This window comes from uncultured Aliivibrio sp. (genome assembly GCF_946479765.1).
In the GTDB taxonomy this organism is placed as follows: Bacteria; Pseudomonadota; Gammaproteobacteria; order Enterobacterales; family Vibrionaceae; genus Aliivibrio.
The window spans coordinates 1-25844 of the sequence record NZ_CAMLHO010000029.1; the positions used below are offsets into that span (position 1 = coordinate 1).

Genomic DNA, 25844 nt, shown 5'->3' on the forward strand with positions numbered 1-25844 from the left:
TTTGATTCATTTGATTCATTTGATTCATTTGATTCATTTGATTCATTTGATTCATTTGATTCATCATTATCTATGATAGATTCTATTATTTTATTTGAAAATTCATAACCTTTAAAATAACCAATTGCTAATGCTAAACTTAGTTCACCTGTGGCTATTTTAAATTTATCACCACTATCATTAGCAATTTGAATATAACTGAGTATTGGATCTATCATACCAAACAGATCGTTATCTTTATATTTTAATGTAGCTATTTTATCCCAGAAATAGAGCTTTTCATCACAATCAAAGTCACCATATTTAAAAGCTATATTTAAAATAGCAATTCCTATTTTTGGTCCATTTTTATAACCTAAAATAGGGCGAATACTTTCTGCTATCTGTTTAATATTTTCAGTATATTCCTGTTTATTAATACGATTAAAGTTAGCTATGATAGAGCACTCTAATGGTTCACAATTATTACTAAACGCTACTAATTGTTGTTCATACTCTTCAACATTAACATCAATATCATAATTGTGAGACATTTCGTTAACAAAAAACACAGTCGCATTTGAAATAATCATTATTCCAATAATAGAGAGAATTATTTTTTTCATTTTGATATTTATAAAAAAGAAAGGAGTATACACCTAAATTTTCCGCTCACAATAAATTAGGTGTATTTATTTTACTAAAAAAAAGTGACTTTACTTAACCATGGTTCGATAATCTGATGGTGTATAACTGGTTTTATTTTTAAATACTCGATAAAAGTAATTCACATCTTGAAAACCACAACGGGTCGCAACTTCAGTTAAACGAAAAGTATATTTTTTTAACATGAATTTCGCACGTTCAATTCGTACCCAAGTAATATAGTCAGCCAATGTCATGTGACCTTGCTGTCTAAACATCCGTGATAGATGGTTAGGTGAAATATTAAAACGGCTCGCAATATTACTTCTGTCTATGCTGCGATGAAAATTCTCTTGAATGTAAATACATATCCCTTGGTACAGATCTTCACTGCGTTTTTTAGGTGATATCGTTTCATTCTGCTCGCCCAGCATGGATTTACTGTAACTTAGTAGTGCCAGAAGGAGGTATTCATCAATCTGCTTTTTATTGGGCTCACGAGCTAACGCATTTAAGGCCTCTAAAATATTGTCTATCGCATGACCTGTTCGAGTTTGAATACTGTACTTCTGCACATCATAGAATCCTTCTTCACCTTTGCGCTTACTCACCAAACTAAAGCCTACTTGTCTGCGTCCAAATAGCAAACTAAGTACCGAGCAATCCTCACTCCAGTCGGGTTTATTCCAACAGTTAGGTGGAATATAGAGTGCATCGCCTGCCATGATTTTCACTTCGGTAATACCGACATCAGGATCTTCTATTTGATTTAGATATTCGCCGCTGATCACTAATTCTAAACGTGGAAAGTTCACTTGGTAACAGCATGAGGGAGGCGTCACTTTATCGCCTGCAAACCAGACTTTATTAAAGCTTTCTCTTTCAGACAATAACGCTTCTAAGACAGTATTAAAGACTAAACCCATTTCCACTCTTACCAAAATAAATCACACTTTTATCCACTAAACTTATAAAAAACATAACGTTACTGATAAATACCACATCAAGAAAACCACCAGAGCATTGAGCTAAGTTATTATTTATTAACTAGTTTTTCGATAATTGCATTATAGCCTTTTGGTTTTATAAAAATCAGAGCTGAATCACACTTGGCTTTATAGGATACAAAAATCCAGTAAATGCATTTCTCGCACACTTACCAATATCTCCTATCAGAATCACACTATTCCCTCACAAGACATCCATCTAAATGGGAATAACTTATGATTACCGACTTAATCAACGAACAATTAATTTGCTTAGATCTTGCAGCAAAAACCAAAGGCGACGTTTTTGCTGAAATGGCAGAACACCTTCTACAGCAAGGGCGGATCAACGACAAACTTGTATTTCTTAATGATATCTATGCAAGAGAAGAATTAGGAAATACAGGCTTTGAAGAAGGCGTTGCTTTACCTCACGCAAAAAGCTCAGCGGTTATATCCCCTGCGGTAATGATTGGTGTTAGTAAGCAAGGCATTGAATACGGTGCAGAAGATGGATTACCGTCTAAGTTGTTCTTTATGATTGCCTCTCCTGAAAACGGCGCTGACCACCATATTGAAGTACTCGCAGAGCTGTCTTGTAAATTGATTGAAGATGGATTTATTGAAAAATTCTTAGCGGCAACGTCACCAAAAATGGCGTTAGCGCTGTTACTTGAAAAAACAGACAACACCAATACCGTTGCTGCGACTAACGGCTTTTTGATCGGTGTTACTGGCTGTCCTGCCGGTATTGCTCATACCTACCTAGCCTCTGAAGCACTAGAAAAAGGCGCGGCAGAATTAGGCTACAAAATCAAAGTAGAAACCAATGGTTCTATTGGGGTGAAAAACAGCCCAACAGCAGAAGAAATCGAACAAGCTGATGCCATTATCGTAGCCTGTGATAAGCAAGTCGACCTTACGCGTTTCGCGGGGAAAAAACTGATCCAAACCAACGTAAAAGCCCCAATTAAAGATGCAAAAGGCCTCATTACTCAATCATTAACACAACCCCCTTTTGTCGCTGATACCACTAAATCAAACACCGAAAATAAAGGCAGCGTGTCTCAAACCCGCTCTGATATTTATCGTTATTTAATGAATGGCGTCTCTCACATGATCCCATTTGTGGTCACTGGCGGTCTATTAATCGCACTGGCATTAGCTCTTGGTGGGCAGCCAACCGAAAGCGGCATGGCGATCCCTCCTGGTAGCTTATGGAATAAAGTACTCGATGTCGGTGTCGTTGCTTTTACCTTGATGATCCCAGTTCTTGCTGGTTACATTGCTTACGCTATTGCTGATCGTCCAGCGTTAACACCCGGACTTATCGGTGGTTGGATTGCCAATAACGGCTCATTTTATGGTGCTGATGCAGGCACCGGTTTTATCGGTGCCATTATCGCCGGTCTGCTAGTGGGTTATTTTGTTAAATTCATCGTTAACATTAACTACCACAAGTTCATTCAACCTCTTGTGCCTATCGTCATTGCGCCGATTACGGGCTCATTATTTATCGCTTCATTATTCATTTTTGTTATTGGTGCACCCATTGCCGATTTAATGGATTCGCTAAACGTATTACTAACCAACATGAGCACAGGTAACGTTGTTCTACTTGGGATTGTTCTAGGTGGCATGGCAGGCTTTGATATGGGTGGCCCATTCAATAAAGTCGCCTTCCTATTCTCGGTTGGCATGATTGCAAGCGGTCAAACTCAATTCATGGGTGCAATGGCGTGTGCAATTCCTGTCGCTCCACTAGGTATGTCACTAGCAACGGTTATTGGTCGCAAGTTCAACATCTTTGAAGAATCTGAAATTGAAGCAGGTAAAGCCTCTGGTGCCATGGGTCTAGTCGGTATTTCTGAAGGTGCAATTCCATTCGCAGCGCAAGATCCTATCTCAGTTATCCCTGCCAATATGCTTGGCTCTATGGTTGCTGCTGTCATGGCATTCTCATTCGGTATTACCAACAGCGTTGCTCACGGTGGTCCTGTTGTTGCCCTACTGGGTGCAATGAATAAACCAGTATTAGCTCTGGCTTGTATGGCAGCAGGCGCAACGGTAACAGCGTTAGTTTGTGTCTCTATCAAGAAAGCTCGCCAAGCGAAATCATTCTCTACCGCTGCGGCTTAATCTTCCCTATCTCCACTGTTTTCTTTCTGGTAATACACAAAAACCAAAGAAGAACCTCAGTGGAGACCTTATTTTTGATGACATCGAGTGCATTATGAATCCATCTAATCAACAATACTTCTACCCTATGATCAATGTAATTCAAGATTATGCATGGGGAAGTACGACTTCTATCGAAACCTTATTTGATATTAAAAACACCAGTAATAAACCTCAAGCTGAACTATGGATGGGCGCTCACCCCAATGGATGCTCTACCGTTATCATTAATGATCAGCCTATCTTATTATCTGACTTAATAAATCAAAACCAAGCAGCCTGTTTATCTTCATTAACCGCAGACCATTTTGGTGAACTGCCTTATTTATTCAAAGTGTTAGCCGCTGAAAAAGCACTATCAATTCAAGTTCACCCTAATAAGCAACAAGCCATGGCTGGCTATGATAAAGAAGAGCACGCAGGGATTGCATTAAATGCTTTTAATCGTAATTACAAAGATAACAACCATAAGCCTGAACTGGTTTATGCGTTAACCCCTTATAAAGCAATGAATGGTTTTCGTGAGTATCAAGATATCATCACTCTATTTAAAGAAATGAATTTAACAACCATTGAAGCGCTAGTGGCTAATTTTGAACAGCAACCAAACTCTCAAGGGCTAAAGGATTTCTTTCAAGCCATTCTGTCATTAACTGATGAAACAAAAGACACCGCATTGTCGGAATTAGGTCTTTTTGCAGCAAATAACAAGCAGAATACCTTGTTTGAATTGATTGATGATCTATCCATTCAATACCCGAACGATATTGGTCTATTCACCCCATTAATGCTGAATGTGATCACACTGCAACCGGGTGAAGCCATGTACTTAACGGCTTGCACACCTCATGCGTATATTAATGGCACTGGATTAGAAATAATGGCCAATTCAGACAATGTCTTACGTGCAGGATTAACACCAAAATTCATGGATATTGATGAACTGATGGATTGTACAGAGTTCGTAAGCATCCCGGCTGAATCATTGATTATGCAACCTAACATTATTAACGGGGGGATGAATTACCCTATTCCTGTCAGTGATTTTAAATTCTCTGTTTTTGCACCAGTAGACGAGCTACCACTAGAAACACACAGTGCAGAGATCCTATTTGCGATTGATGGCGACATGACATTAAACCACTCAACAGGTGAAACCGTTAATGTATCTAAAGGACACTCTGTATTTGTTCCCGCTTATGCACACCAATACACATTAAAATGCAGCGGAAAAGTAGCACGTGCGTATAACTAATTCTTTGTAATTTGAACCTCGCTGGCTACTTTATTGTTAGTCAGCGATATTCTGATAGAGCACGAATAATCTACTCAATCAATTGGCACATCGCGTATAAAATAAGAGCTTGGAGACCTTTTGGTTGCCTTGTATTGACTAATCTCTGACTAAATTCAACAGACAACATACTGCGAGTTAAATAGGTTGCCGCCATGATCATGTCTCGATTTGGTTTTTCAGGCAGAACCAAAGCAATAATCAAGTTAACCTCTCCCATCTTTGATGCCCAATCAACCGAGTAATCACTACGAATGATCGCAATTGTCGGTTTCTCAACATAAGGAGAAATAACATGGGGTAAGGCGATTTGTTTTGCCATTGCCGTTGATGAGCGCTCTTCTCGCTTTATTAAAGACAGCAACAATTCATCAGACTCTTGCGGGTAAATAAGCTGAGATAAGCCTTTTAGTATTTCAAATTTAGATAACGAGGTTTGTGCTTTTACGTAGTGAAAATCAACTTCACAATGAGGGGTTAGTTGCGGACGAGTATTAACGATAGTTTCGGAGAAATCACACAATTTATCTGAAGCGACAAAATCAAACGTTGAAGAAAGCAAATCAGTGAGAACAAAGTTGGCCCATTCAGCATCCAACCCTACCGTGACTAGCTGACAAAAATCTCCAGGCCTTAATCCTACTTTCAACAACCCTAACGAACTGGCGGCATCTGTACTGAGATTTTGCGTAATATTATCGATATAAACAAGACTTTGAAACTTTTTAGCTAATCGAGTGAGCTGACTTACCATTTGAGGTGGCAAGCCTTGCTCTTTCACAAAAAAGGTAATGCGATAGTCGATAATGGCAGACTTCATTATGAAAGATGTTTTCTCAAAATAGCATCAACATCCGTTAGTATCGATTCAATGCTATATTGCTTGGTATTGATACCTAAAAAACGACTCTTATTTTCAATTTCAATATCGGAAGCGATGATAACAAGATCGGCATTCACGATATCTACAGGAGTTAGTACTTCTTCTACCCCCATCGCACCTTGAGTTTCCACTTTAATGGATACGCCTAATTTAGCGGCTGCTTTTTTTAATACGTCCGCTGCCATATAAGTATGTGCAATTCCGGTGGGACACGCTGTTACTGCCACAATTTTCATGATTTGCTCTTAATAAATACAATGATGAAATAACGCTAAGTATTCTCAAGGTATTGTTATGGTGAGAATGACTGATTGATATCACGACTATTAATCATAAAGTGCTTTTGTATCAATTAATAAGGAGCAAACTCACACTTTGCCACTGACGGTACAATAATCCAGTAAATGCCTTTATTCTCCAGTTATAAAAATATCAATATCCTCTAACATTACTGGTTATTACCAATAGAAACGGAATCGTTATGGACATCACTTCGCTTATAGACACTCATGTTATCTGTTTAGATCTCAAGTCAACGTCTAAAGAAAGCATACTTGAAGAGATGGTTAAAATACTCGACGATGCCGGCAAGATAGCGGACAAACAGCAGTTTTTAGCCGATGTTTGGGCACGAGAAGAAATTGGAAATACTGGCTTTGAGGATGGCATTGCGATCCCTCATGCTAAAAGTGTTGCGGTAATTACCCCTTCTGTTGCGATTGGTATCAGCCGAACAGGTATCGATTATGGGGCAGAAGATGGTCTACCTTCAGATGTATTTTTTATGCTTGCCTCTACCGATGGTGATGACAACCAACATATTGAAGCCTTATCACAAATATCTATCCGCTTAATTGAAGACGGTTTTACCGACAAATTAAAAGCAGTTAAAAGCAAAGAAGAAGCCTTAGCACTGTTCACCGATTCAATTCAGCAAGAAGACGGCTTTACTTCCACCATCACCATTGAAACACAGGCGGATAAAAGTGACTTATCCCGCGGCCTAAGTCGTGCGAAAGAACATCTATTATTTGGCACCTCACACATGATCCCATTCATTGTCGCTGGTGGTGTTTTACTTTCTTTGTCAGTGATGATTTCAGGTCATGGGGCAGTGCCAACAGAAGGTATATTGGCTGATATTGCTCAAATGGGCATTGCAGGCTTAACTTTATTTACCGTCGTTCTTGGTGGTTACATCGCCTATTCCATTGCCGATAAACCGGGTTTAGCGCCAGGAATGATTGGTTCTTGGATCGCGGTTCAACAATATAACACCGGATTTTTAGGAGCAATAATCATTGGCTTCTTCGCAGGCTTTGTCGTAAGAACCTTAAAGAAAATCAAACTGCCAGATAGCATGGCCTCATTAGGTTCTATTTTCATCTATCCATTGATTGGCACTTTTGTTACCTGCGCTGCGGTTATGTGGGTCATCGGTGCTCCTATTGCCAATACTATGACAATGCTTAATGAATGGCTCGCCAGTATGGCAGGCTCTAGTAAAGTCGTTCTTGGGGTGATCCTTGGAGCGATGACCGCGTTTGATATGGGCGGCCCTATCAATAAAGTCGCAACCCTATTTGCTCAAACTCAAGTAAACACTCAACCTTGGTTAATGGGGGGGATTGGCATTGCCATTTGTACACCACCACTAGGCATGGCACTGGCAACGATTTTATCCCCTAAGAAATTCAAACGTGAAGAACGAGAAGCAGGCAAAGCGGCAGGTATCATGGGAATGATCGGTATTACCGAAGGCGCGATCCCATTTGCTGCTGCCGATCCTGCTCGTGTTATTCCTGCCATTGTGGCTGGTGGTATTGTCGGTAACGTGACTGGATTTTTATTCAACGTATTAAATCATGCCCCATGGGGCGGCTGGATTGTCTTGCCCGTTGTTGATGGTAAATTTGGTTATATTCTAGGGACGATACTTGGCTCATTAACCACTGCACTCATTGTTATTTATCTAAAGAAAAACGCCGTAGAAGATGATAATGAACACGTCCGTGATCTTATATTAACCACCGTTAAAAACGAAGGTGAAGCGGATGTATTGGCGGTTACCGCTTGTCCATCAGGCGTTGCTCATACCTTTCTTGCTGCAAAGAGTTTAGAAAAAGCAGCACAACGACTAGGCATTAAAATAAAAGTTGAAACTCAAGGTGCTGACGGTATTAATAATCGCATTACTCCATTAGATATTAAGCACGCAAAATTGGTTATCTTTGCCCATGATGTGGCAATCAAAGAGCCGCTTCGATTCTCAGGTAAGCAGACGCTTGATATCAGCACCAAAGAGGCTATGTATAATGGCGAAGCCTTACTTAAATCGAACAAAGTTAAATTATCATCAAAACGGTTTTTATCTTCTTAGTCCACTAATCCCAAATACAGCACCACTAACAATCAACGTAATAGATTAAAGATAACAAAAAAAGAGCAGCTATTATGGCTGCTCTCTATCAATACACAAGGGTAAGCCTTGTTCTAGTCACTAATTACTCATCGCTACTTTCTTTGGTTGTACTTTACTGAACACTTTATTTACTAGAATAGTAATAAGCACAGGAAGCAACCAAGAAGTATGAGAAGAGAATAATGGTAACCATTGGTCACAAAAAATAGTCATAGCCTCAGGCAAAGTACCTAAGATATGCAATGCATCAATAGTTCCGAACAATGCTGCAATGCATACAATCGTAGTATGACTCATCGAAATCATCGGTTTCTCTGATTCTGTCTTTTCTGGCAGTAAAATCATTGCAATGATCAACGCAATAGCTATCGGACATAAAATAAGGATCGCAGGTAAACTCACTTCAATAATCGTCTCTAACCCTACGTTTGAAATGATAGCCGTAAGCACCATAATTACCGTTGCGCTTACTTTAAAGGTTACACCATAAGTATTTTTATAGTATTCAGAGTTCGCATTAGTTAAGCCAATCGTTGTAGTTAAGCACGCCATTAATGTGATTGCCGCTAATAGAAGTTGACCTAATACACCAAACTCCCCTGCCGCATAACGCGTTAAGATCTCGCCACCATTACTCGCATTGGGTGCAATTTGAGATGACGTTGAACCTAAGTAGCCCATTGCTAAATAACATAATGACATCAGCACAGAATAAATAACGGCAATGCGTAGTGTGTAGTAAGAAATTGCTTTTTTACTCTCAACGCCTTTGCTACGAATGGTTTGAATTATTACCCAACCAAACGCCACTGCCGCAATCGCATCTAATGTCATGTAACCTTGAATTAAACCATTAACCGCAGGGGCTTGCTCGTAAATTTCAATTGCTTGGCTTGGGGAACCTAATGGATTCAATAATGCCGCGACAACCAATACCGTTAACATCGCAATTAATGCCGGTGTCATGATCTTACCGATATAATCAATTAACTTACCCGGTTTTAATGCCAACCATAAGGTTAATGCACAGAATAAAGCGGAGAACACCATTAAACCATTACCAGAATAGAAAGGTTTAATGCCCATCTCATACGCAACGGTTACTGCTCGTGGCAATACAAATGCAGGGCCTAACGTAGTAAGTACTAAAAACCAAAATGAGCGGTCCATCCATTTAGGAAGTGACGATGTCAGCTTATCAGCAGAAGATAAACGGCCTAATACGACCAAAGTGATAGCAGGAAGTCCGACAGCAGTAAGCAGGAAGCCGCCAATAGCAATAAGCCAATTGTCGCCAGCTTGTTGTGCCATTAATGGTGGATAGATTAAGTTACCTGCACCGAGAAAGAGTGCAAATGTCATAAAGCCGATAGCGGCGAGATCTCTTCTGTTCAAACGACATACCTTTTATAAAGTGAAGCAGGGTGTCAATTTGGCTAGAAGATTATAAAGAAAGGTTCTTATCCGCCAGCCTAACTGACGAATAAAAAAATCGTCAGTATCAGTAAATGACAACGACGACAGAGACGAGTGCATAAGCATTACGCTTAGTAGCAGTGAGTAAACCTGCTTGATGTTGTTTGATGTCTGTAGACATAACTTACACACTCTATAAAATAATTGTCTTTAAACTAAAGGAAACACAATAGATTGTAAAGCCTAAATATTGATTGGTTATTTATTGTTCTAATTTTATATAAGATAACAGACATAATACTATCATACGCTATTGATATATAAGCCTGTTAATCTAACTAAGTACTCAGTAACAAAATACCGAGTACTTTAATTTAATTATCTTTAACTACTTAACTGCTGCTACAAATGCAATTTCAACTAAGTAATCAGGATCGGCTAACTCAACTTTTAAACATGCTCGGCTAGGTGCACACCCTTCTGGTAACCACTTTATCCACGCTTCATTAAATACAGCCAAATTAGCAAAGTCAGTCACATAAATAGTAACCGATACCAAACGGGATTTATCACTGTTTGCGCTTGCTAACATCTCTTCAGCTTGTGCAAAAATTTGCTCAGTCTGGCCTCGCATGTCTGCACTTTCATCACAAGCAACTTCAACAAAATGTGCCATCTTATTAAAGACAGTAACATCTGACCATTTCTCACTTGGATTAATACGTTGAATACCCATTTTTCACTTATACAATCAAAATTAAATAGATGCTTATTTTATCAGAAGAAAAAAATAGAGCACCGATTTAATTACGATAATATCAAATAAGACAATCATAACCTCAATGCGTTTCACTGACTCGCAATCTTAACCTGCACGAAGCGCTAAAATTTTCGCTATATCATGCGTTTCTCTATAAAGAGTTAATGCTTCATCTTTAGACTCAATCGCAACAATCGACATTCTATCTGCAAGTTCATTGCCTTCAATACCAACGTGACCGTTAACATGAAAGACCTCGATCTTATTCGCGATCTCTTGATACAAGGCGTACATAGGTTTAATTATGTCTAAGTTTTTGATTTCACCGCTCGCTTTCGTCCAGCCTTTCTTCGACCAACCTTCCGCCCACTGAGTAATACTCTGTATCGCATACATAGAATCACAATAAATGGCAACGGAATAGCCTTTAGCAATCTTCCCTTTTGCCAATATAAAAGCTTGGTATAACCCATTTAATTCAGCGGTATTATTTGTACCAACCGCTTGGTAAATACCGTACCACAATTCACTTATCTTATTATTTTCATAAACAGCAATACCTGCACCCGCTTCACCTGGGTTAGGCACACTTGCCCCATCGGTGAAAATTTTAATATCAAATGGCATCTCCGTTATTTGGTCTTGAGAGAGAGGTGTCTTTTTTGACCCACCTGATTTTTTAGCCGTAGTAACTGTCGATGATTGAGTGCTCGTTGGATCCCCAAAAGCGGATTCAGCCTCTATTAATGAAGGAAATGATTTATACTTCGCCCCGGCAAATTTATCGACTTGAGCTTTGCATTGAGCCCACGTTGTAAATATTCCAGTTTCACGACCTTTCCACACGACATAATATTTTTGAGCCAATCTAATTCCCTTACTAACAATTTACGAATGAATATAACGCTGCAATTACACAACTAATGAACTTTATAAGCACAAAATGAGCATCATGCGCTTCAATCATCTTCCATTGTAGGTTTGAATACAATGCAGGTATATGAGTAAACACCAATAATTCTGATTCAGCCATTTCAGAGCTCGCCATATTGCCTTAGTTTTAACTGGTTATTTTTGACAAAATTTTAATCATTATGTGATGGGCATCTGTAAATATCATTCCTATACTAGCGATAATATTAGATGACCAATACGGAGATAAATCAATGGATACAACATCACTCATCTATGACACTCTAACTAGCTTAACAAATGCAGAGCCTAACCAGTACGCTGAAATTAGGCAGAAACTGTACGACCAATTAAACTTACCTTTTGATAAGAAGTTTGCTTTATATTCAAGCGTCTTAGGTCCAGTTAGCGCTGGAAGATTAGAGGATCTTGATGATGCAGTGACTAAAGCTTGTAAAATTCTAGAAGAGAACCCTAGCTGATAGTAACCATTTAATATTGCTAGCCTTTAATTATTAACTTTAAAGGCTAGAACCCATCCTAAAATGCACATAACGCCTGCATGACACATTTGCTATCATATAGATTAAGCCAAAATTTACCAATTAATACGGTAAAATCTAGAATACCGAATGTAGTAAATTGTGTTGATGTGATTGTTAACTGCGCTTTTCAGCTTTAGTTACACAAATAGAAAACAGTTCTTTCATTGGCACATAATTACAATGATAACCATGGATATTGGCGGCTACCCACTGCTCAGCAGTAATACCAGAAAAATTAATATTATAACCACAGTTGATTGCAATATGCTCAAACAACAAACGTTGGGCGCGACCATTACCTTCACGAAATGGATGTAGAACGTTAATATCGCAATAATACTCAGCTAATTTAGTAAGAAACTCATCGTATGATAGATCAACTAAATACTTATCTTTTTCTAACATTGAAAACAGATTATTCGCTTCTTTTTCAATCCTAACTACATTACAAAAACGTGTATTCCCCTTTGAAATATCAATCGTTCTTAGTTCGCCTGCCCATTCAAATAGATCGGAGAACAAAATGTGATGAATTGAACGCAGATAGCTGAAATCGTAAGGAGGCAATTGAAACTCCACATACATTGCAGCTAACGTTGTTAAATCACGTTCAGCAGCCTCTAATACCGCTTCATTGCTGATATTGAGCTTATTAACAAGAACCGTACTATTTTCGTAAGTATAAGGATCTTGAGTTGTGCCATATTTATCAGCCATTGAGCGCCTCTAACGAATTTACGTTTGAGTATTTGTTTAACAAAATTTGACGTTGTTGCTCTCTGTCTAGTGATAAATCGAAATCACTAGCAACATTATGCCCCTCTAAACGCATACTTTCTTTAAAGTTATCCATTTTGACTTGCTCGAAATAGGCATGTTTTTCTTCGTAAGAAGAAAGCATTGAATTACTTGGCATAACTAAATCAATGTCATTAAGTTTAGATTGAATCGCTTTCCCTGATTCAAAAACACCCCAGCTATTTATAGAAAAACGGAAGGTTCGACCTTGGCGCTCTCTTTGAATATTTAAGCCTAAATGTTCAACTAATGAGTTAACTACGGATTGTACTTTACGTTCAGAAATCCCAGTTGCAGCCACGATAGCTTGAGTATTTGGAGATTCCAATCGTGTCATTGCAGCTAAAACTAATAATTCGTATTTCATGCTTACCTCGCACATTTATGCGGAAATAATATTAGTCTACTACTCAAAGGGAATGATTACCATATTTGAAAGCTAAATTAACAAAGAAGCAATTAACGCCTGCATAACACGTTTGCTACCATGTAGATTAAGATCAAATTTACCACTTAATGCGGTAAACTCAAAGAAACCTAGAATGCCGAATGTAGCAAATCGTGTTGATGCCTTTGTTATATCAATCAAATTGACGCGGTAAGATGCTGATATTCTTCCAATGCAAAATCATCTGTCATTCCACTGATATAATCGATAAGTAACCTAGAACGGTAATAAATTTCAACTAACTTATCAGAGCCTGATAATTCTTCTTTATCAAATAATGCAGTTACCTCCAGAAAATATGCTGATTTATGCTTACTTGATAGTTTATGAAACAACCGAGTTTCAATTGGATTACTTTTCAATCTATTATTTAGAGCTAAGTATTTAAAATCGTCAAATGACAACTCTATTAAAGGTGAATATATTTTTAATAACCCAGATATTACCGCATAACCTTTAAGCTCTAAATTTTCCACTTCTCTATGATTAAATACATTATCAACAGAAAGGTACCTTAGAGTTTCTGTCGCAAGGTTATATTTATCACACCCACCCAGTAAAGATTCATCAAAGTAACCATTAAAAACTAAATCATGATTTTCAACATACCTGCGTGTAGCATACTTTGCGAGATCGTTAACCAATGTAGTTCTAAGCGTTAATATATAAGTATGATTTCTATTGAATTTTTCTTTATTAGCCTTCTCCATTGCTTTATCAGCAATATCTAATAAGTAACCTTCATCAACAACCTTATTATCAACTCCTTTTTTATCTCTAAATGACTCCCAAATCCTTTTGATTTCAGAATGTAGTTTATCAATAGACAAAATTCCTTTATCAACAGCATCATCAACATCTGCAATACAATAAGATATATCATCAGCAGCTTCCATAATATACGTTAATGGAAATCTACATCCTTTTTCAATAGATAAGCTTTTTTGAATTTTCTGATATAATTTTTCTTCAGAAAAATAATACCCTGGTTTTTTCTTTCTATAACTAAATTTTTCAGTTTCTACCGTGTTAGGTTTATCCTCATAAGCTGCTCGAGTATATTTGATTAAACAAGCTAATTGAGTATATGTAAGGTTAAGTGTCTGTATTTGATGAAGTAACCTTATGCCTTGAGCATTACCTTCAAAATTACATAAATCTTTAACTAATTTATCGCAGTCTTTTTCTGCACTAAATGTACTTCGTATAAATTTCGAGAGAAAAGATTCAGTCCATAAATTTATAGCTTCTTCCCCAAAATGTCCAAATGGTGGATTACCTATATCATGTAATAAGCAAGATACCTCTACTGCACTCACAAATCCTTCTGAGTACTCAGAAATATCTAAGCCTTGTATGCTTAATTCTTTAATAATTAGCTTACTAATATAACGACCGACTTGTTGCACTTCTAAAGAATGTGTTAATCGGCTACGTACTGCCGCATTTGACTCTAAAGGGAATACCTGTGTTTTTTTCTGTAATCGTCTAACTGCAGCAGAGTTTACCGCTCTACCTCGATCACTTTCCATTTCTTCGTTAAAATCTCGACCTTCGATCGATGATACTCTGAATCTATCTAATTTTAATTTATTTTTATAATCCATAAAACCTCCAACTGATTGATATAACATTAAAATATACCCCTCACTTTCCTAATATCCACAAAACCAACTGAATATAACCTATCAACAACCAGAAAGTGATTCATATATCTACGCCAAACAGCATACCAGAACGCTGTCTTATTTCGTTATATTTTCTTTATAAATCCAACAAAAAAACGCTGAGTAGTTTATGTCTACTCAGCGTTTAATTTATTGATACTTTAGTAACTAAAACGCCATCACAATGGATGGCGTTTTCTTATCATTATCAAACTAGCTTAGTTACTTCTCTTTTGATTTGTTTTTGTGTCTTTCAAGCTTTCCTTCCCAATACGTTGCGCCTTTAATACCTAGCTTAACTGGATCAAACGTATAGGTTGTTACCCCGCGTTTTTGCTGATCTTCATAATCTCTCAACGCTTTTAGAGCCGGTTTAGACATAAAGAAGATAATCAAAATACCGATAATGTTTAACCATGCCATTAAGCCTACGCCAATATCACCCATTGCCCACGCCATGTTAGCGGTTTTGATGGTGCCGTAGAATACCGCAGACATGATCACCAACTTAAGGATAAACATCATGCCATCAACTTTAACGGTACGACGAATGTAAGCGATGTTGGTTTCTGCAATGTAGTAGTAAGCAAGAATCGTTGTAAAAGCAAAGAAGAACAACGCAAAAGCAATGAAGATTTTACCAATACCCGGTAACGTACTTTCAATCGCTAGTTGAGTGAACATAGGGCCGTTTGCGCCAATCGTTTCAGAAATATTCTGAACTAAGAATACGCCTTCACCGCCGCCTTGAACATTATATGTACCCGTAATAAGGATCATAAACGCCGTAGCAGAACATACTAACAACGTATCAATGTAGATAGAGAACGATTGAACCAAACCTTGCTGTGCAGGGTGTTCAACACTTGCAGCAGCTGCCGCATGAGGCCCCGTACCTTGACCCGCTTCGTTAGAGTAAACACCACGTTTAACACCCCAACCAATTGCGGCACCAAAGCCTGCCATTGGAGTGAATGCATCACCTATGATCATACCAAAGATAGTTGGTACTTCTGAGATGTTAAGTAGAATAATAACGAATGCAAGAATGATGTAAGCCAATGCCATGAACGGCACAACAATTTGAGTGAAATGCGCAATACGCTTAACGCCACCAAAGATGATGAAACCAAGGATCACTGAGATAACCGCACCAGTAAAAATTTTTGCAAAACTGAACACACCAATGCCCGTATCAATCATGCCACCCGTACCAAACGCGGTTTCAACGGCATTACCGATACTGTTTGATTGCACACCCGGAAGTAACACGCCACACGCAAAAATCGTCGCAATAGCAAATATCCACGCATACCATTTTTGACCCATAGCTTTTTCAATATAGTAAGCTGGACCACCACGGAACTGGCCTTCATCTTCTTCTTTATAAATTTGAGCAAGGGTTGATTCTGCATACGCGGTTGCCGCGCCTAAGAAAGCCACTACCCACATCCAGAATATCGCACCGGGGCCACCAAAGCCGATAGCAGCAGCAACCCCAGCGATATTACCTGTACCAACACGACCAGACAACGAGACTGCCAGAGCTTGGAATGAGCTTATCCCTTTACTTGATTCTTTATTAGAAACAAGTAAGCGACACATTTCTTTAAAATGACGAATTTGAACAAAACGAGTTTGAATGGAATAAAAGAGACCAGAACCCAAGCAGAGATAAATCAGCACTGGGCTCCAGATTATGCTATTGATAAAATCAACGATACCTTGCATATAAAATCCTTTTCAGTTTATGAAGATGGTTTAATTATTTAACCAACCATACAGCAAGGTTTAACATCTAGTTAACAACAACCTTTCTTAAAGATATAAAAGTGTGAATCAAAGCACTAAATAGCGAAATAGATAAACTAAACGGATAGATAAAACTAAGAACATATGAGTTGGTGATTATTTATACTGCTGAAGTATCATTTGGATGATATTTAGTTAATACCAGGCAGGTTACTTACGAAAAACAAAGGTAATGAAGAGAAAAGCCTAGAAATACGTTGTTTCTAGGCCTATTCAATTAAACGATTTTAACGCCTGCTGGCATCAAACGTTCTGGCGTTAACAGCACGCTTTCTGATTCATCTTCTGTTTCTGCACACAGCAACATGCACTCCGACGTTTCACCGCGCATTTTTGCTTTTGCTAAATTACATAACACAACGACTTGTTTATTCATTAATTCTTCTTCTGTGTAGTAAGGTACAAGACTTGTGACAGTTTGTAGGCTTTGCTCACCCACATCAATTTGTACAATGTAGAGTTTGTCTGCGTTCTCATGGCGCTTAACGTCTGTGATTTTTCCAACACGAATATCTAATTTTGCGAAATCACCGTATGCAATTGTTTCCATTTTACTTTATCCTTAACTTGGCTTAGTGGTAACGTTTACATTATCAGCAAACTACGATTGAGCAAGAAAACACCATTAAATTTTTACTAAAACTTTAACTTGATCAAATTACAGGATTGAAATCACGATTATGGCAACAATAAAAGATGTAGCAAAAGAAGCTGGCGTATCTGTTGCCACCGTTTCTCGTGTAGTAAATAAATCGCCAAAAGCGAGTAAAGCGGCGATTGAATCGGTTAATGCTGCAATGACAAAATTAGGTTATCGCCCTAATGCTAATGCGCGAGCGCTCGTCAGTAAAAGTACTAACACGATTGGGGTTCTAGTCGCGGATGTCTCTGATCCCTTTTTTGGAGCGTTAATCAAGGCGGTTGATGGTGTTGCAAGAGCAAACAATAAACATTTACTGATTGGTAATGGTTATCACGATGCGAACATTGAAAAAGAAGCGATTGAATTATTAATGAATAGCCAGTGCCAATCTCTAATCATTCACGCTAAAGGCCTCAGTGATGATGAGTTAATTCAATTTGCCAATGAAGTTCCAGGGTTAGTCGTGATTAATCGCCATATTCCTGAGATTGCCCATCGTTGTATTTCTCTTGATAATGAATTGGGCTCCCTCCTTGCTACTGAGCATCTCATTGAGTCAGGACACAAAGAATTAGCCTACATCAACTCAAACCAGAATATTGATGATTGCCACCATCGACAATTAGGGTATTTGAATGCCTTAAAAAAGCATCATTTAACCAGTAATAGCGCATTAATCGTAGAAGCTGAACCAAGTGATGAAGGTGGTGAAGAAGCAATGGCTGAGTTACTAAGCAGAGGTGTACCGTTCACTGGTGTGGTTTGTTATAACGATTACATGGCAGCTGGGGCACTATCTACCTTAGAAAAACAGAATATCTCGGTACCAAATGATATTTCTCTAATGGGGTTCGATAATGGCTTAATCGCTAAATACTTGCACCCAAAACTCAGTACTGTCGACTACCCTATTCACACCATGGCTGAGCAGGCAGCTGAACTGTCATTAGCCTTGGTAAAAGGAAATAGCAGTGATATTACTGGTGCAATATTTCAAGCGAGTTTAATTGAACGCTCTTCAGTAAAAAATCAATCATAACGGCGAACGCCACATAAATAAAAAGGCCAAGCATTCACTCTTGGCCTCTCTTTACTAAGTTTTAATTTTAATCCCTAGATCCCTAGATCCCTAGATCCCTAGATCCCTAGATCCCTAGAATAACCGACACACTAGGTATACGCTTCTAGTTTTTCAAGAATGAGTTCTTTCTTAAACGGTTTTGCCACATAGTCATCCATGCCTGATTGGTAGCATTTATCTATATCTTCAACAAAGACACTGGCGGTTAAGGCAATAATTGGTAAGCGTTTTCTGTCACCTTCTTGCTCCCATTCTCGTATCGCTTCAGTTGCTGAAAATCCATCCATCACTGGCATCATGCAATCCATTAATACCAATACGTAATCTGTAGTTTGTGCTTTGATCATATTAACCGCTTCTTGACCGTCATTCGCTAAATCAACACGCAGTCCTTCTTTTTTCAATAACAACGAAGCAACCTTTTGATTGACTAAATTGTCCTCAACAACAAGAATCGATCTAGTTACCACACCGCTATTTTTCTCATTTTTTGGATCACAATTAGAAGAGTTCGCTAACATAATTGATTCACTTGATTGCTTCAATTCCAACTTTGCTTTTTGAAAAGCCTTGTCGATAACCTTAGTAAATCGCTTGCCAAGCAGCGGGTAAATAATCAAACCATCAATGGCGTGATGAAAATCGATCTTTTCATCTTGCTGTTTTCTACAAACAATCAATATCGGGCGTTGCTCAAGCTCATTTATTTTATGTACATAATCCAGTGTCGAACTCGCCGTATTCTGACAATAAATCACAAGATCATGTTGTTCTGATCTCACCGCAATATCATCGTTATTTGCCACTATCGTCGTTAATAAACCTAATTTCTTACACTCGGAATTTAATTGAGACGCATAGGCTTTATCATTACTGATAATTAAGCACGTTGCACCACTGCATTCTGGTAACGTCGGTATTGCAGGGTCAACCACTTCAACATCAAGCATGAAGTAAAACTTACTACCGAACCCTTTTTCTGAATCTACCTTGATTTCACCACCCAATAACTCAACCAATTGACGACAAATAGCAAGCCCTAAGCCTGTACCACCAAATTGACGAGTAATAGAGCTGTCTTCTTGAATAAATGGTTCAAACACTTGTTTGAGTTTATCTTTATTAATTCCGATACCGGTATCTTTTACAGAGAACAATAATGCCCCGCGTGAATTGGCGTGTTCTTCATAATGAATAGAAATAATGACAGCGCCGTTCTGTGTAAATTTAACCGCATTCGACAGTAGGTTCATCAATACCTGACGTAATCTATGTTCATCAAGCATCACTATTTCCGGAAGGTTTGGAGCTAATTCAATTTGCAGCGCGAGTCCTTTCTCTGATGCTTTACTTAACACTACCGTAGCCGTGTCATACACCACTTCGGCAACATTAGATTGCTGAGGAACCAAAACTAGATGCCCTGATTCTATTTTCGACAAATCAAGGATATCATTAATGAGTAAGAGTAAAGCTTGTGACGATGTTTCAATAGTCTGAAGGTATTCAGTTTGAACTGGGTTAAGCTCCGTATCCGCTAAAATATCTGACATACCAATAATGCCATTTAATGGGGTTCGTATCTCATGAGACATATTGGCTAAGAATGAACTTTTCGCTCTAGTTGATGATTCTGCTTTTATTTTTTCTATTTCAAGAAATTCTGTTTTCTGATTAAAAGATGAGATCAAACTGCCTATTTCATCTTTGTAAGAATAATTAATGTCTATTTTTTCATTCGAATCTGTCTCATTAATTTGATCTGATATTAAGATAATCGGATTAATTAAACTGCGATTAATGATGTAGTAACCAATGATTACACACAGCAATAAAATAGGAACAATACCTAATTCAATATTAATAATCTGTGCATAAATTTCATCAGAAACCGTTCGATAAGAATTAATAACATTGATTTGCCAATTAAAATCTTCCATCGTATGCTTTACTACATACATGCCTTCTTGAACGTTAAATTTATACTCTGCAATGGTGATATCACCATTCTTAATAATAACACCTAATTTATGCTTTTCCGCTTGGGACTCAATAACGCCAATTAACCCTTTTAGAGATATATCTATGGTTGCAACGCCAATAAATTTCCCTTCATTAAAATAAGGTTGAGAAGCTGTGATCATTTTCTGCTGAGTGAAAGGATCAATATAAACCTCAGACCATGAAATTCGTTGGGTACTATTCTCATGAGCAACAGACACATACCAAGATTCGTTTTGATAAGGTGATGCACTAAGTTGATTATAATCATCAACTAACTCAACCTCACCTTGTTCATTTCGTGACAGAAATACACTGGCTAGGCGCTTAGAAGGTATGAATGTATTAGGCTCGGGCCATATTCCACCACTAATAATGATGTCATCACTTTCTTTAAATACAGAAGAAAGCATATTTTGAATAACATCAGCAGGATAACCACTAACCGCAACACCAACCAACGCATGTAACGTTGAAAGAGAGTGACTAAGTGGATCATCTATTTCTCGTGATAAAAGTTGGGTCTTTACATCAAGGTTGCTTTCTAAATTAGAACGGATAGGTGATTGGACAACGTAATAAGTAATACTTCCGATAATGGCAATTAAAAAGCAGACATAGCAGCCCAACGCTAATATGCTTTTTTTCTTTAAGGACATATCTTTATTCATAAAATACCTAGCGCTTAATTTATTAACTATAATTATAGTCAGCATAGGCAATTTTTCATAAAAAAGCATAGCTAAGTATGATCAAAGGCACATTAATTTGTGAATAAAAAAATCCCTAACCAATTAACTGCTAGGGACTTTTAATAAAACAAGCTAGGTAGTTTATACTATAAACTGATAGCAAGTTTCGTAATGATACGTTTCACTTGGTGATAAAATGGCATTTGGTTGCGGCCATTCAGGATGATTTGCCGCATCTGGCAAGAATTGGGTTTCTAATGCGATGCCTGAATAATCTTGATAATCACCACCAATTCGATTCGGTGTTCCTGCAAGCCAATTTCCCGTATACAGCTGCATCGCAGGTTTTGTCGTCAATACATGCAGAGTAACTAAGCTATCTGGAGATGTTAAGCTTGCCGCGCACTCGCCTTTTGCACAGGTTTTATCAAGCACAAATGAGTGATCGTAACCTTTGGCTTTCTCTTGATCTTTATCGAGCATGAAATCTTGGGAAATCACTTTTGGATCAGTAAAATCAAAATTGGTATCTTTTACTTTTTTCCATAACCCTTTTGGTATGCCAACGTCTGTTGTTGGAACATACTCACTGGCATTGATACTTAAGATATGATCAAGAGCGAGATATTCACTGTCTGCACCAAGCAAATTAAAATATGCATGATTGGTTAAGTTAATCGGCGTTAATTTAGTCGTGCTGCCGTTATAACGGATCACGACTTCATTATCGTCAGTGAGCAGGTATTTTACGTTAACGGTTAATTCACCAGGAAACCCTTGATCGCCATCGGGTGATACTAGGCTAAATTCAACGCTATTTGTCGTTTCTTCTACCACTGACCAGCGACGTTTATCAAACCCTTCAGGCCCACCATGTAAGGTGTTTCCTGCTTGGTTTGTCTCTACCTGATATTTAGTATTATCAATTTTGAATTGGCCATTCGCAATCCGATTAGCATAACGACCAACGGTAACGCCCATGTAGCTTTGTTGTTTCTCAAAGTCCGCCATTGTCGACTGGCCTAGCAATACTTCACGTAGCTTGTTCTTTACTGGTACTTTACAGCTTAGCCATGTTGCGCCAATGTCCATAAACACGGCACGCATTCCGTTTTCATTTTTAAGTTCGAATAACTGAGCAAGGCGACCATCACTGGCCGCCTCCTTTGTCATGGTTTCGAACAATGTTGATTGTTCTGTCATGTGTATTCCTTACAGCACTTCTACTAAACCTGCACCATTTTTTGCTTGGCACACATAAATTGATTCTTTTAGGCCTGTTGCCGTTTCATACAGTTCTTCAACTGCTGCTTTAACTTCATCAACCAATACTGGCGGAACTAAAGCAACGATGCAGCCACCAAAACCACCGCCAGTCATACGAACGCCGCCTTCTGTACCAATCACGTTTTTAACGATATCAACTAAGGTATCGACTTCGTTTACTGTGATTTCAAAGTCATCACGCATTGAGACATGTGATTCAGCCATTAATACAGCCATTCGTTTCATATCACCTGACGCTAACACTTTTGCCGCTTCTTCGGTACGATCATTTTCTGTAATCACGTGACGCGCACGTTTTGCGACCATTTCATCTAATTCATGTGCTTTTGCGTTGAACTCTTCAATGCTCACATCACGCAGTGCTTTTACACCAAAGATCCGTGCAGCTTCTTCACATTGCTCACGGCGAGTGTTGTATTCTGAATCAACCAAGCCACGTTTTTTGTTTGAGTTAATAATAACCACCGACATGTTTTCTGGCATTGATACCGCTGTGGTTTCTAGAGAACGGCAATCGAGTAACATTGCGTGATTTTCATTACCTTCTGCTGAAACCATTTGATCCATGATGCCGCAATTACAACCTACAAATTCATTCTCTGCTTGTTGACCATTTAGTGCGATTTCTGCTTGGCTGATGTTTAGGTTATACAGCTCTTTAAAGGTTTGTCCGATAACCACTTCTAATGCGGCTGATGAACTAAGACCTGCACCTTGAGGAACATTACCCGAAACTGAAATATCTGCCCCTTTGAATTCAAAACCACGACCAATTAAACACTTCACCACGCCACGAATGTAGTTTGCCCACATTTTGTTTTCTTGGAATGTGATCTCTTGAGTGATATCAAACTCGTCCGTTTCATTGCCATAATCTACTGATACGACACGAACGATATTGTCATCACGCTTTGCAGCAGCCACTACTGTTTGGTAGTTAATCGCACAAGGTAATACAAAACCGTCGTTGTAATCGGTGTGTTCACCAATTAAGTTCACACGACCCGGCGCTTGAACAATGTGCGTTGGTGCGTAAGAAAGCGCTGAGTTGAATGCGTCTTTTACGTTTTTAATTAGGTTTGTCATAATCTTGTTCTCAAATTTTGTAGGGAATTCTATCTTTAGGTTTTAGGTCGGTCGCAAGCACCCTGCTCTAGTCCCTAATCCTTATAATGCACATCGCTCACATCACGCAGTTTTTGTGCGGCTTGCTCGGCGGTTAAATCACGTTGGCTTTCGGCTAACATTTCGTAGCCCACCATAAATTTACGAACCGATGCAGAGCGAAGCAGTGGCGGATAAAACAGTGCATGCAGTTGCCAATGATCAACGTCTGTGCCCTCTTCAAAGAAAGGCGCGTAATGCCAGCCCATTGAGTATGGGAATGAGCACTGGAACAAATTGTCATAACGGCTGGTTAGTTTTTTGATTGCTAACGCCAAATCATCACGTTGCTCGTCCGTTAATTCACTCATGCGACGAATGTGTGTTTTTGGTAGTAACATGGTTTCAAACGGCCATGCTGCCCAATAAGGTACTACGGCAATCCAATGCTCTGTTTCTACAACCGTACGCTCGCCATCTTTTAATTCTGATTCAACGTAATCAACCAATAGGTTTGAGCCGTGTTCTTGATAATATTCTTTTAAGTGTTTTTCTTTGCGCTCAATTTCGTTGGGTAAAAAGCTGTTTGCCCATACTTGACCGTGTGGATGCGGTTGAGAGCAACCCATCGTCTCGCCTTTGTTCTCAAACGCTTGTACCCAAACGTATTCTTTACCTAGCTCTTCAATTTGGTCATTCCACGTTTCAATCACATTACGAATTTGACCTACTGGCAGCTCTGGTAATGTTTTACTGTGATCTGGAGAGAAGCAGATAACACGACTTAACCCACGAACGCCTTCGGTTCTAAATAAGGGATTTGTTGATTTTGGCGCTTCAGGTGAATCAGTCATCAATGCCGCAAAGTCATTACTGAATACGTAAGTACCTTTGTAATCAGGATTCGTATCACCAGAGATACGATCGTTAGTTGGGCACAAGAAACAGCCTTTGTCGTATTGTGGTAATTGCTCTGTCGATGGTTTTTCATCTTGACCACTCCACGGACGTTTCGCACGGTGCGGTGAGACTAGAATCCACTGTCCCGTTAATGGGTTATAACGACGGTGTGGGTGATCAACTGGATTAAATTCTTGAGTAGACATAACTATTAATATCCTTTTGGATTATTTGACTGCCAGCGCCATGTATCAGCACTCATTTCCATGACGTTTCTAGTGGCTTTCCAGCCCAGTTCTTTTTCTGCTTTTTCGGTGCTTGCCCAACATTCTGCAATGTCACCCGCACGACGAGGACACAACGTATAAGGAACTGGCTTACCCGACGCTTGTGCAAACGCCTCAACCATTTCTAAAACACTTGAACCTTTACTTGTGCCTAAGTTGTAAATATGAAGACCTGATTTTTCACCCACCGTTTTTAATGCTGCAATGTGTCCATCCGCTAAATCCATCACATGAATATAATCGCGAACGCCTGTGCCATCTGGTGTTGGGTAATCATTACCAAATACAGACAATGATTCACGACGACCCACCGCAACTTGCGCGATAAATGGCATTAGGTTATTTGGAATGCCTTGTGGGTCTTCACCCATAGTGCCTGATGGATGCGCGCCTACTGGGTTGAAATAGCGAAGTAAGGTAATACTCCAATCGTTCTCTGCATCAAACAGATCAGAGAAACACTCTTCAACCATGTATTTACTGCGACCATAAGGATTTGTGGTTGCGCCAGTTGGTGAGTTTTCAGTAATAGGAACAATAGCAGGATCGCCATAGACGGTTGCTGATGAGCTAAATACGATGCTTTTTACATTCGCTTTTCGCATTGAACGAGCCAGCACCAATGAACCATTAACGTTGTTGTCGTAATACTCTAGAGGTTTTGCAACAGACTCACCCACGGCTTTTAAACCAGCAAAGTGGATCACCGATGAAATAGTGTTTTCAGCAAAAATACTATCTAGAAAGGCTTCATCACGAATGTCCCCCTGATAAAAGACAGGACGAACTTGAGTTAACGCTTCGATACGATCAAGCACTGCGACTTTGCTGTTTCCCAAGTTATCCAAAATGATAGGTTCAATGCCTGCTTCAATCATTTGAATACATGTATGGCTACCGATATAGCCCATTCCGCCTGTTACTAATACTTTCATGATTAACTCTTCCTACTGAATTTTCATCAAGTCTATCAGCGAATTTAAACGAATATCGTGATCACTTTCAAAAAATGTAAACGTTTACACTAAATTGTTCATTTCATCAAAACTAATAAATAACACGGCTTCGCTCTATCTAATTGGAAAATAAAAAGACAAAAAAGAA

The 25844-nt window shown here is 38.7% G+C and carries 22 protein-coding genes and 1 pseudogene; 5 read left to right on the forward strand and 18 right to left on the reverse strand.

Translation table 11 applies throughout. The features are described from left to right. Together Q1K78_RS11730 and Q1K78_RS11735 are read right to left on the reverse strand one after the other, a co-directional pair. A pseudogene (locus Q1K78_RS11730) lies at nt 1-605 on the reverse strand (GGDEF domain-containing protein); the annotation flags it as partial. 90 nt (nt 606-695) lie between these two features. Then, nucleotides 696-1550, reverse strand: a complete 855-nt coding sequence (locus Q1K78_RS11735) for an AraC family transcriptional regulator (RefSeq protein WP_300178696.1) — start codon at nt 1548-1550, stop codon at nt 696-698. A 297-nt stretch (nt 1551-1847) separates the two neighbouring features. Between Q1K78_RS11735 and Q1K78_RS11740 the strand changes: the two genes are divergently transcribed. Both Q1K78_RS11740 and manA read left to right on the forward strand, forming a co-directional pair. Beyond that, nucleotides 1848-3749, forward strand: a complete 1902-nt coding sequence (locus Q1K78_RS11740) for a fructose-specific PTS transporter subunit EIIC (protein ID WP_300178698.1) — start codon at nt 1848-1850, stop codon at nt 3747-3749. Nucleotides 3750-3843: 94 nt separating this feature from the next. After that, nucleotides 3844-5043: a mannose-6-phosphate isomerase, class I gene (gene manA, locus Q1K78_RS11745; protein ID WP_300178701.1), complete on the forward strand. Its 1200-nt coding sequence runs from the start codon at nt 3844-3846 to the stop codon at nt 5041-5043. 70 nt (nt 5044-5113) lie between these two features. On the opposite strand, the gene Q1K78_RS11750 is transcribed toward manA, so the two are convergent. Both Q1K78_RS11750 and Q1K78_RS11755 read right to left on the reverse strand, forming a co-directional pair. Beyond that, nucleotides 5114-5902, reverse strand: coding sequence for a PTS sugar transporter subunit IIA (locus Q1K78_RS11750; protein WP_300178704.1), 789 nt, complete (start codon nt 5900-5902; stop codon nt 5114-5116). Then, nucleotides 5902-6201, reverse strand: coding sequence for a PTS fructose transporter subunit IIB (locus tag Q1K78_RS11755; protein WP_300178707.1), 300 nt, complete (start codon nt 6199-6201; stop codon nt 5902-5904). Before Q1K78_RS11755 ends, Q1K78_RS11750 begins: the two co-directional genes overlap by 1 nt. A gap of 245 nt (nt 6202-6446) precedes the next feature. On the opposite strand from Q1K78_RS11755, the gene Q1K78_RS11760 reads away from it, so the two are divergent. Then, the gene (locus tag Q1K78_RS11760) at nt 6447-8345 is read left to right on the forward strand and encodes a fructose-specific PTS transporter subunit EIIC (RefSeq protein WP_300178710.1); all 1899 of its coding nucleotides are present in this window, start codon (nt 6447-6449) and stop codon (nt 8343-8345) included. Nucleotides 8346-8465: 120 nt separating this feature from the next. Here the strand turns inward: Q1K78_RS11760 and brnQ are convergent, their stop codons facing one another. The 3 genes from brnQ to Q1K78_RS11775 form a co-directional block, all read right to left on the reverse strand. Further along, entirely contained in the window at nt 8466-9782 is a 1317-nt protein-coding gene (gene brnQ / locus Q1K78_RS11765) for a branched-chain amino acid transport system II carrier protein (RefSeq protein ID WP_300178713.1), read from the reverse strand. A 409-nt stretch (nt 9783-10191) separates the two neighbouring features. Beyond that, nucleotides 10192-10539: a RidA family protein gene (locus Q1K78_RS11770; RefSeq protein ID WP_300178716.1), complete on the reverse strand. Its 348-nt coding sequence runs from the start codon at nt 10537-10539 to the stop codon at nt 10192-10194. A gap of 129 nt (nt 10540-10668) precedes the next feature. Further along, the gene (locus Q1K78_RS11775) at nt 10669-11430 is read right to left on the reverse strand and encodes a ribonuclease H family protein (protein ID WP_300178719.1); all 762 of its coding nucleotides are present in this window, start codon (nt 11428-11430) and stop codon (nt 10669-10671) included. Nucleotides 11431-11729: 299 nt separating this feature from the next. On the opposite strand from Q1K78_RS11775, the gene Q1K78_RS11780 reads away from it, so the two are divergent. Further along, complete coding sequence (locus Q1K78_RS11780; RefSeq protein ID WP_300178722.1) at nt 11730-11957, forward strand: PAS factor family protein; 228 nt, start codon at nt 11730-11732, stop codon at nt 11955-11957. Between the two features lie 177 nt (nt 11958-12134). Here Q1K78_RS11780 and Q1K78_RS11785 read toward each other — a convergent pair whose 3' ends face one another. From Q1K78_RS11785 to Q1K78_RS11810, 6 genes are all read right to left on the reverse strand, one after another. Beyond that, nucleotides 12135-12737, reverse strand: coding sequence for a putative adenosine monophosphate-protein transferase Fic (locus Q1K78_RS11785; RefSeq protein WP_300178725.1), 603 nt, complete (start codon nt 12735-12737; stop codon nt 12135-12137). Beyond that, on the reverse strand, nt 12730-13185 hold the full coding sequence (locus tag Q1K78_RS11790) for a YhfG family protein (RefSeq protein WP_300178728.1): 456 nt from the start codon (nt 13183-13185) through the stop codon (nt 12730-12732). The genes Q1K78_RS11785 and Q1K78_RS11790 overlap by 8 nt, the downstream gene beginning before the upstream one ends. Before the next feature lie 72 nt (nt 13186-13257). Further along, nucleotides 13258-13407 (reverse strand): hypothetical protein, encoded by a 150-nt coding sequence (locus tag Q1K78_RS11795; RefSeq protein WP_300178731.1) that lies wholly within the window; start codon nt 13405-13407, stop codon nt 13258-13260. Further along, nucleotides 13404-14873 carry a dGTPase gene (gene dgt / locus Q1K78_RS11800; RefSeq protein WP_300178733.1) on the reverse strand — a complete coding sequence of 490 codons (1470 nt, stop codon included), beginning with the start codon at nt 14871-14873 and terminating at the stop codon, nt 13404-13406. The genes Q1K78_RS11795 and dgt overlap by 4 nt, the downstream gene beginning before the upstream one ends. Before the next feature lie 282 nt (nt 14874-15155). Further along, on the reverse strand, nt 15156-16664 hold the full coding sequence (locus Q1K78_RS11805; protein ID WP_300178736.1) for an alanine/glycine:cation symporter family protein: 1509 nt from the start codon (nt 16662-16664) through the stop codon (nt 15156-15158). Between the two features lie 298 nt (nt 16665-16962). Then, a complete protein-coding gene (locus Q1K78_RS11810) occupies nt 16963-17295 on the reverse strand; it encodes a tRNA-binding protein (RefSeq protein ID WP_300178739.1) in 333 nt (110 codons plus the stop codon). Nucleotides 17296-17425: 130 nt separating this feature from the next. Here Q1K78_RS11810 and Q1K78_RS11815 point away from each other — a divergent pair, with 130 nt between their 5' ends. Next, nucleotides 17426-18427, forward strand: a complete 1002-nt coding sequence (locus Q1K78_RS11815; protein ID WP_300178742.1) for a substrate-binding domain-containing protein — start codon at nt 17426-17428, stop codon at nt 18425-18427. Between the two features lie 131 nt (nt 18428-18558). Here Q1K78_RS11815 and Q1K78_RS11820 read toward each other — a convergent pair whose 3' ends face one another. From Q1K78_RS11820 to galE, 5 genes are all read right to left on the reverse strand, one after another. Continuing rightward, nucleotides 18559-21141, reverse strand: coding sequence for an ATP-binding protein (locus Q1K78_RS11820; protein WP_300178745.1), 2583 nt, complete (start codon nt 21139-21141; stop codon nt 18559-18561). 162 nt (nt 21142-21303) lie between these two features. Continuing rightward, entirely contained in the window at nt 21304-22365 is a 1062-nt protein-coding gene (gene galM / locus Q1K78_RS11825) for a galactose-1-epimerase (RefSeq protein WP_300178748.1), read from the reverse strand. A gap of 9 nt (nt 22366-22374) precedes the next feature. Beyond that, nucleotides 22375-23535 (reverse strand): galactokinase, encoded by a 1161-nt coding sequence (galK, locus tag Q1K78_RS11830; RefSeq protein ID WP_300178751.1) that lies wholly within the window; start codon nt 23533-23535, stop codon nt 22375-22377. 74 nt (nt 23536-23609) lie between these two features. Continuing rightward, a complete protein-coding gene (locus tag Q1K78_RS11835) occupies nt 23610-24659 on the reverse strand; it encodes a UDP-glucose--hexose-1-phosphate uridylyltransferase (RefSeq protein ID WP_300178754.1) in 1050 nt (349 codons plus the stop codon). A 5-nt stretch (nt 24660-24664) separates the two neighbouring features. Continuing rightward, entirely contained in the window at nt 24665-25675 is a 1011-nt protein-coding gene (galE, locus tag Q1K78_RS11840) for a UDP-glucose 4-epimerase GalE (RefSeq protein WP_300178757.1), read from the reverse strand. Nucleotides 25676-25844: the final 169 nt, after the last annotated feature.

Coding starts and splice junctions, on each gene's coding strand:
- Q1K78_RS11735 (WP_300178696.1), bottom strand. CDS start 1,550: ATGGGTTTAGTCTTTAATACTGTCTTAGAAGCGTTATTGTCTGAAAGA.
- Q1K78_RS11740 (WP_300178698.1), top strand. CDS start 1,848: ATGATTACCGACTTAATCAACGAACAATTAATTTGCTTAGATCTTGCA.
- manA (WP_300178701.1), top strand. CDS start 3,844: ATGAATCCATCTAATCAACAATACTTCTACCCTATGATCAATGTAATT.
- Q1K78_RS11750 (WP_300178704.1), bottom strand. CDS start 5,902: ATGAAGTCTGCCATTATCGACTATCGCATTACCTTTTTTGTGAAAGAG.
- Q1K78_RS11755 (WP_300178707.1), bottom strand. CDS start 6,201: ATGAAAATTGTGGCAGTAACAGCGTGTCCCACCGGAATTGCACATACT.
- Q1K78_RS11760 (WP_300178710.1), top strand. CDS start 6,447: ATGGACATCACTTCGCTTATAGACACTCATGTTATCTGTTTAGATCTC.
- Q1K78_RS11770 (WP_300178716.1), bottom strand. CDS start 10,539: ATGGGTATTCAACGTATTAATCCAAGTGAGAAATGGTCAGATGTTACT.
- Q1K78_RS11780 (WP_300178722.1), top strand. CDS start 11,730: ATGGATACAACATCACTCATCTATGACACTCTAACTAGCTTAACAAAT.
- Q1K78_RS11785 (WP_300178725.1), bottom strand. CDS start 12,737: ATGGCTGATAAATATGGCACAACTCAAGATCCTTATACTTACGAAAAT.
- Q1K78_RS11790 (WP_300178728.1), bottom strand. CDS start 13,185: ATGAAATACGAATTATTAGTTTTAGCTGCAATGACACGATTGGAATCT.
- dgt (WP_300178733.1), bottom strand. CDS start 14,873: ATGGATTATAAAAATAAATTAAAATTAGATAGATTCAGAGTATCATCG.
- Q1K78_RS11805 (WP_300178736.1), bottom strand. CDS start 16,664: ATGCAAGGTATCGTTGATTTTATCAATAGCATAATCTGGAGCCCAGTG.
- Q1K78_RS11810 (WP_300178739.1), bottom strand. CDS start 17,295: ATGGAAACAATTGCATACGGTGATTTCGCAAAATTAGATATTCGTGTT.
- Q1K78_RS11815 (WP_300178742.1), top strand. CDS start 17,426: ATGGCAACAATAAAAGATGTAGCAAAAGAAGCTGGCGTATCTGTTGCC.
- Q1K78_RS11820 (WP_300178745.1), bottom strand. CDS start 21,141: ATGAATAAAGATATGTCCTTAAAGAAAAAAAGCATATTAGCGTTGGGC.
- galM (WP_300178748.1), bottom strand. CDS start 22,365: ATGACAGAACAATCAACATTGTTCGAAACCATGACAAAGGAGGCGGCC.
- galK (WP_300178751.1), bottom strand. CDS start 23,535: ATGACAAACCTAATTAAAAACGTAAAAGACGCATTCAACTCAGCGCTT.
- Q1K78_RS11835 (WP_300178754.1), bottom strand. CDS start 24,659: ATGTCTACTCAAGAATTTAATCCAGTTGATCACCCACACCGTCGTTAT.
- galE (WP_300178757.1), bottom strand. CDS start 25,675: ATGAAAGTATTAGTAACAGGCGGAATGGGCTATATCGGTAGCCATACA.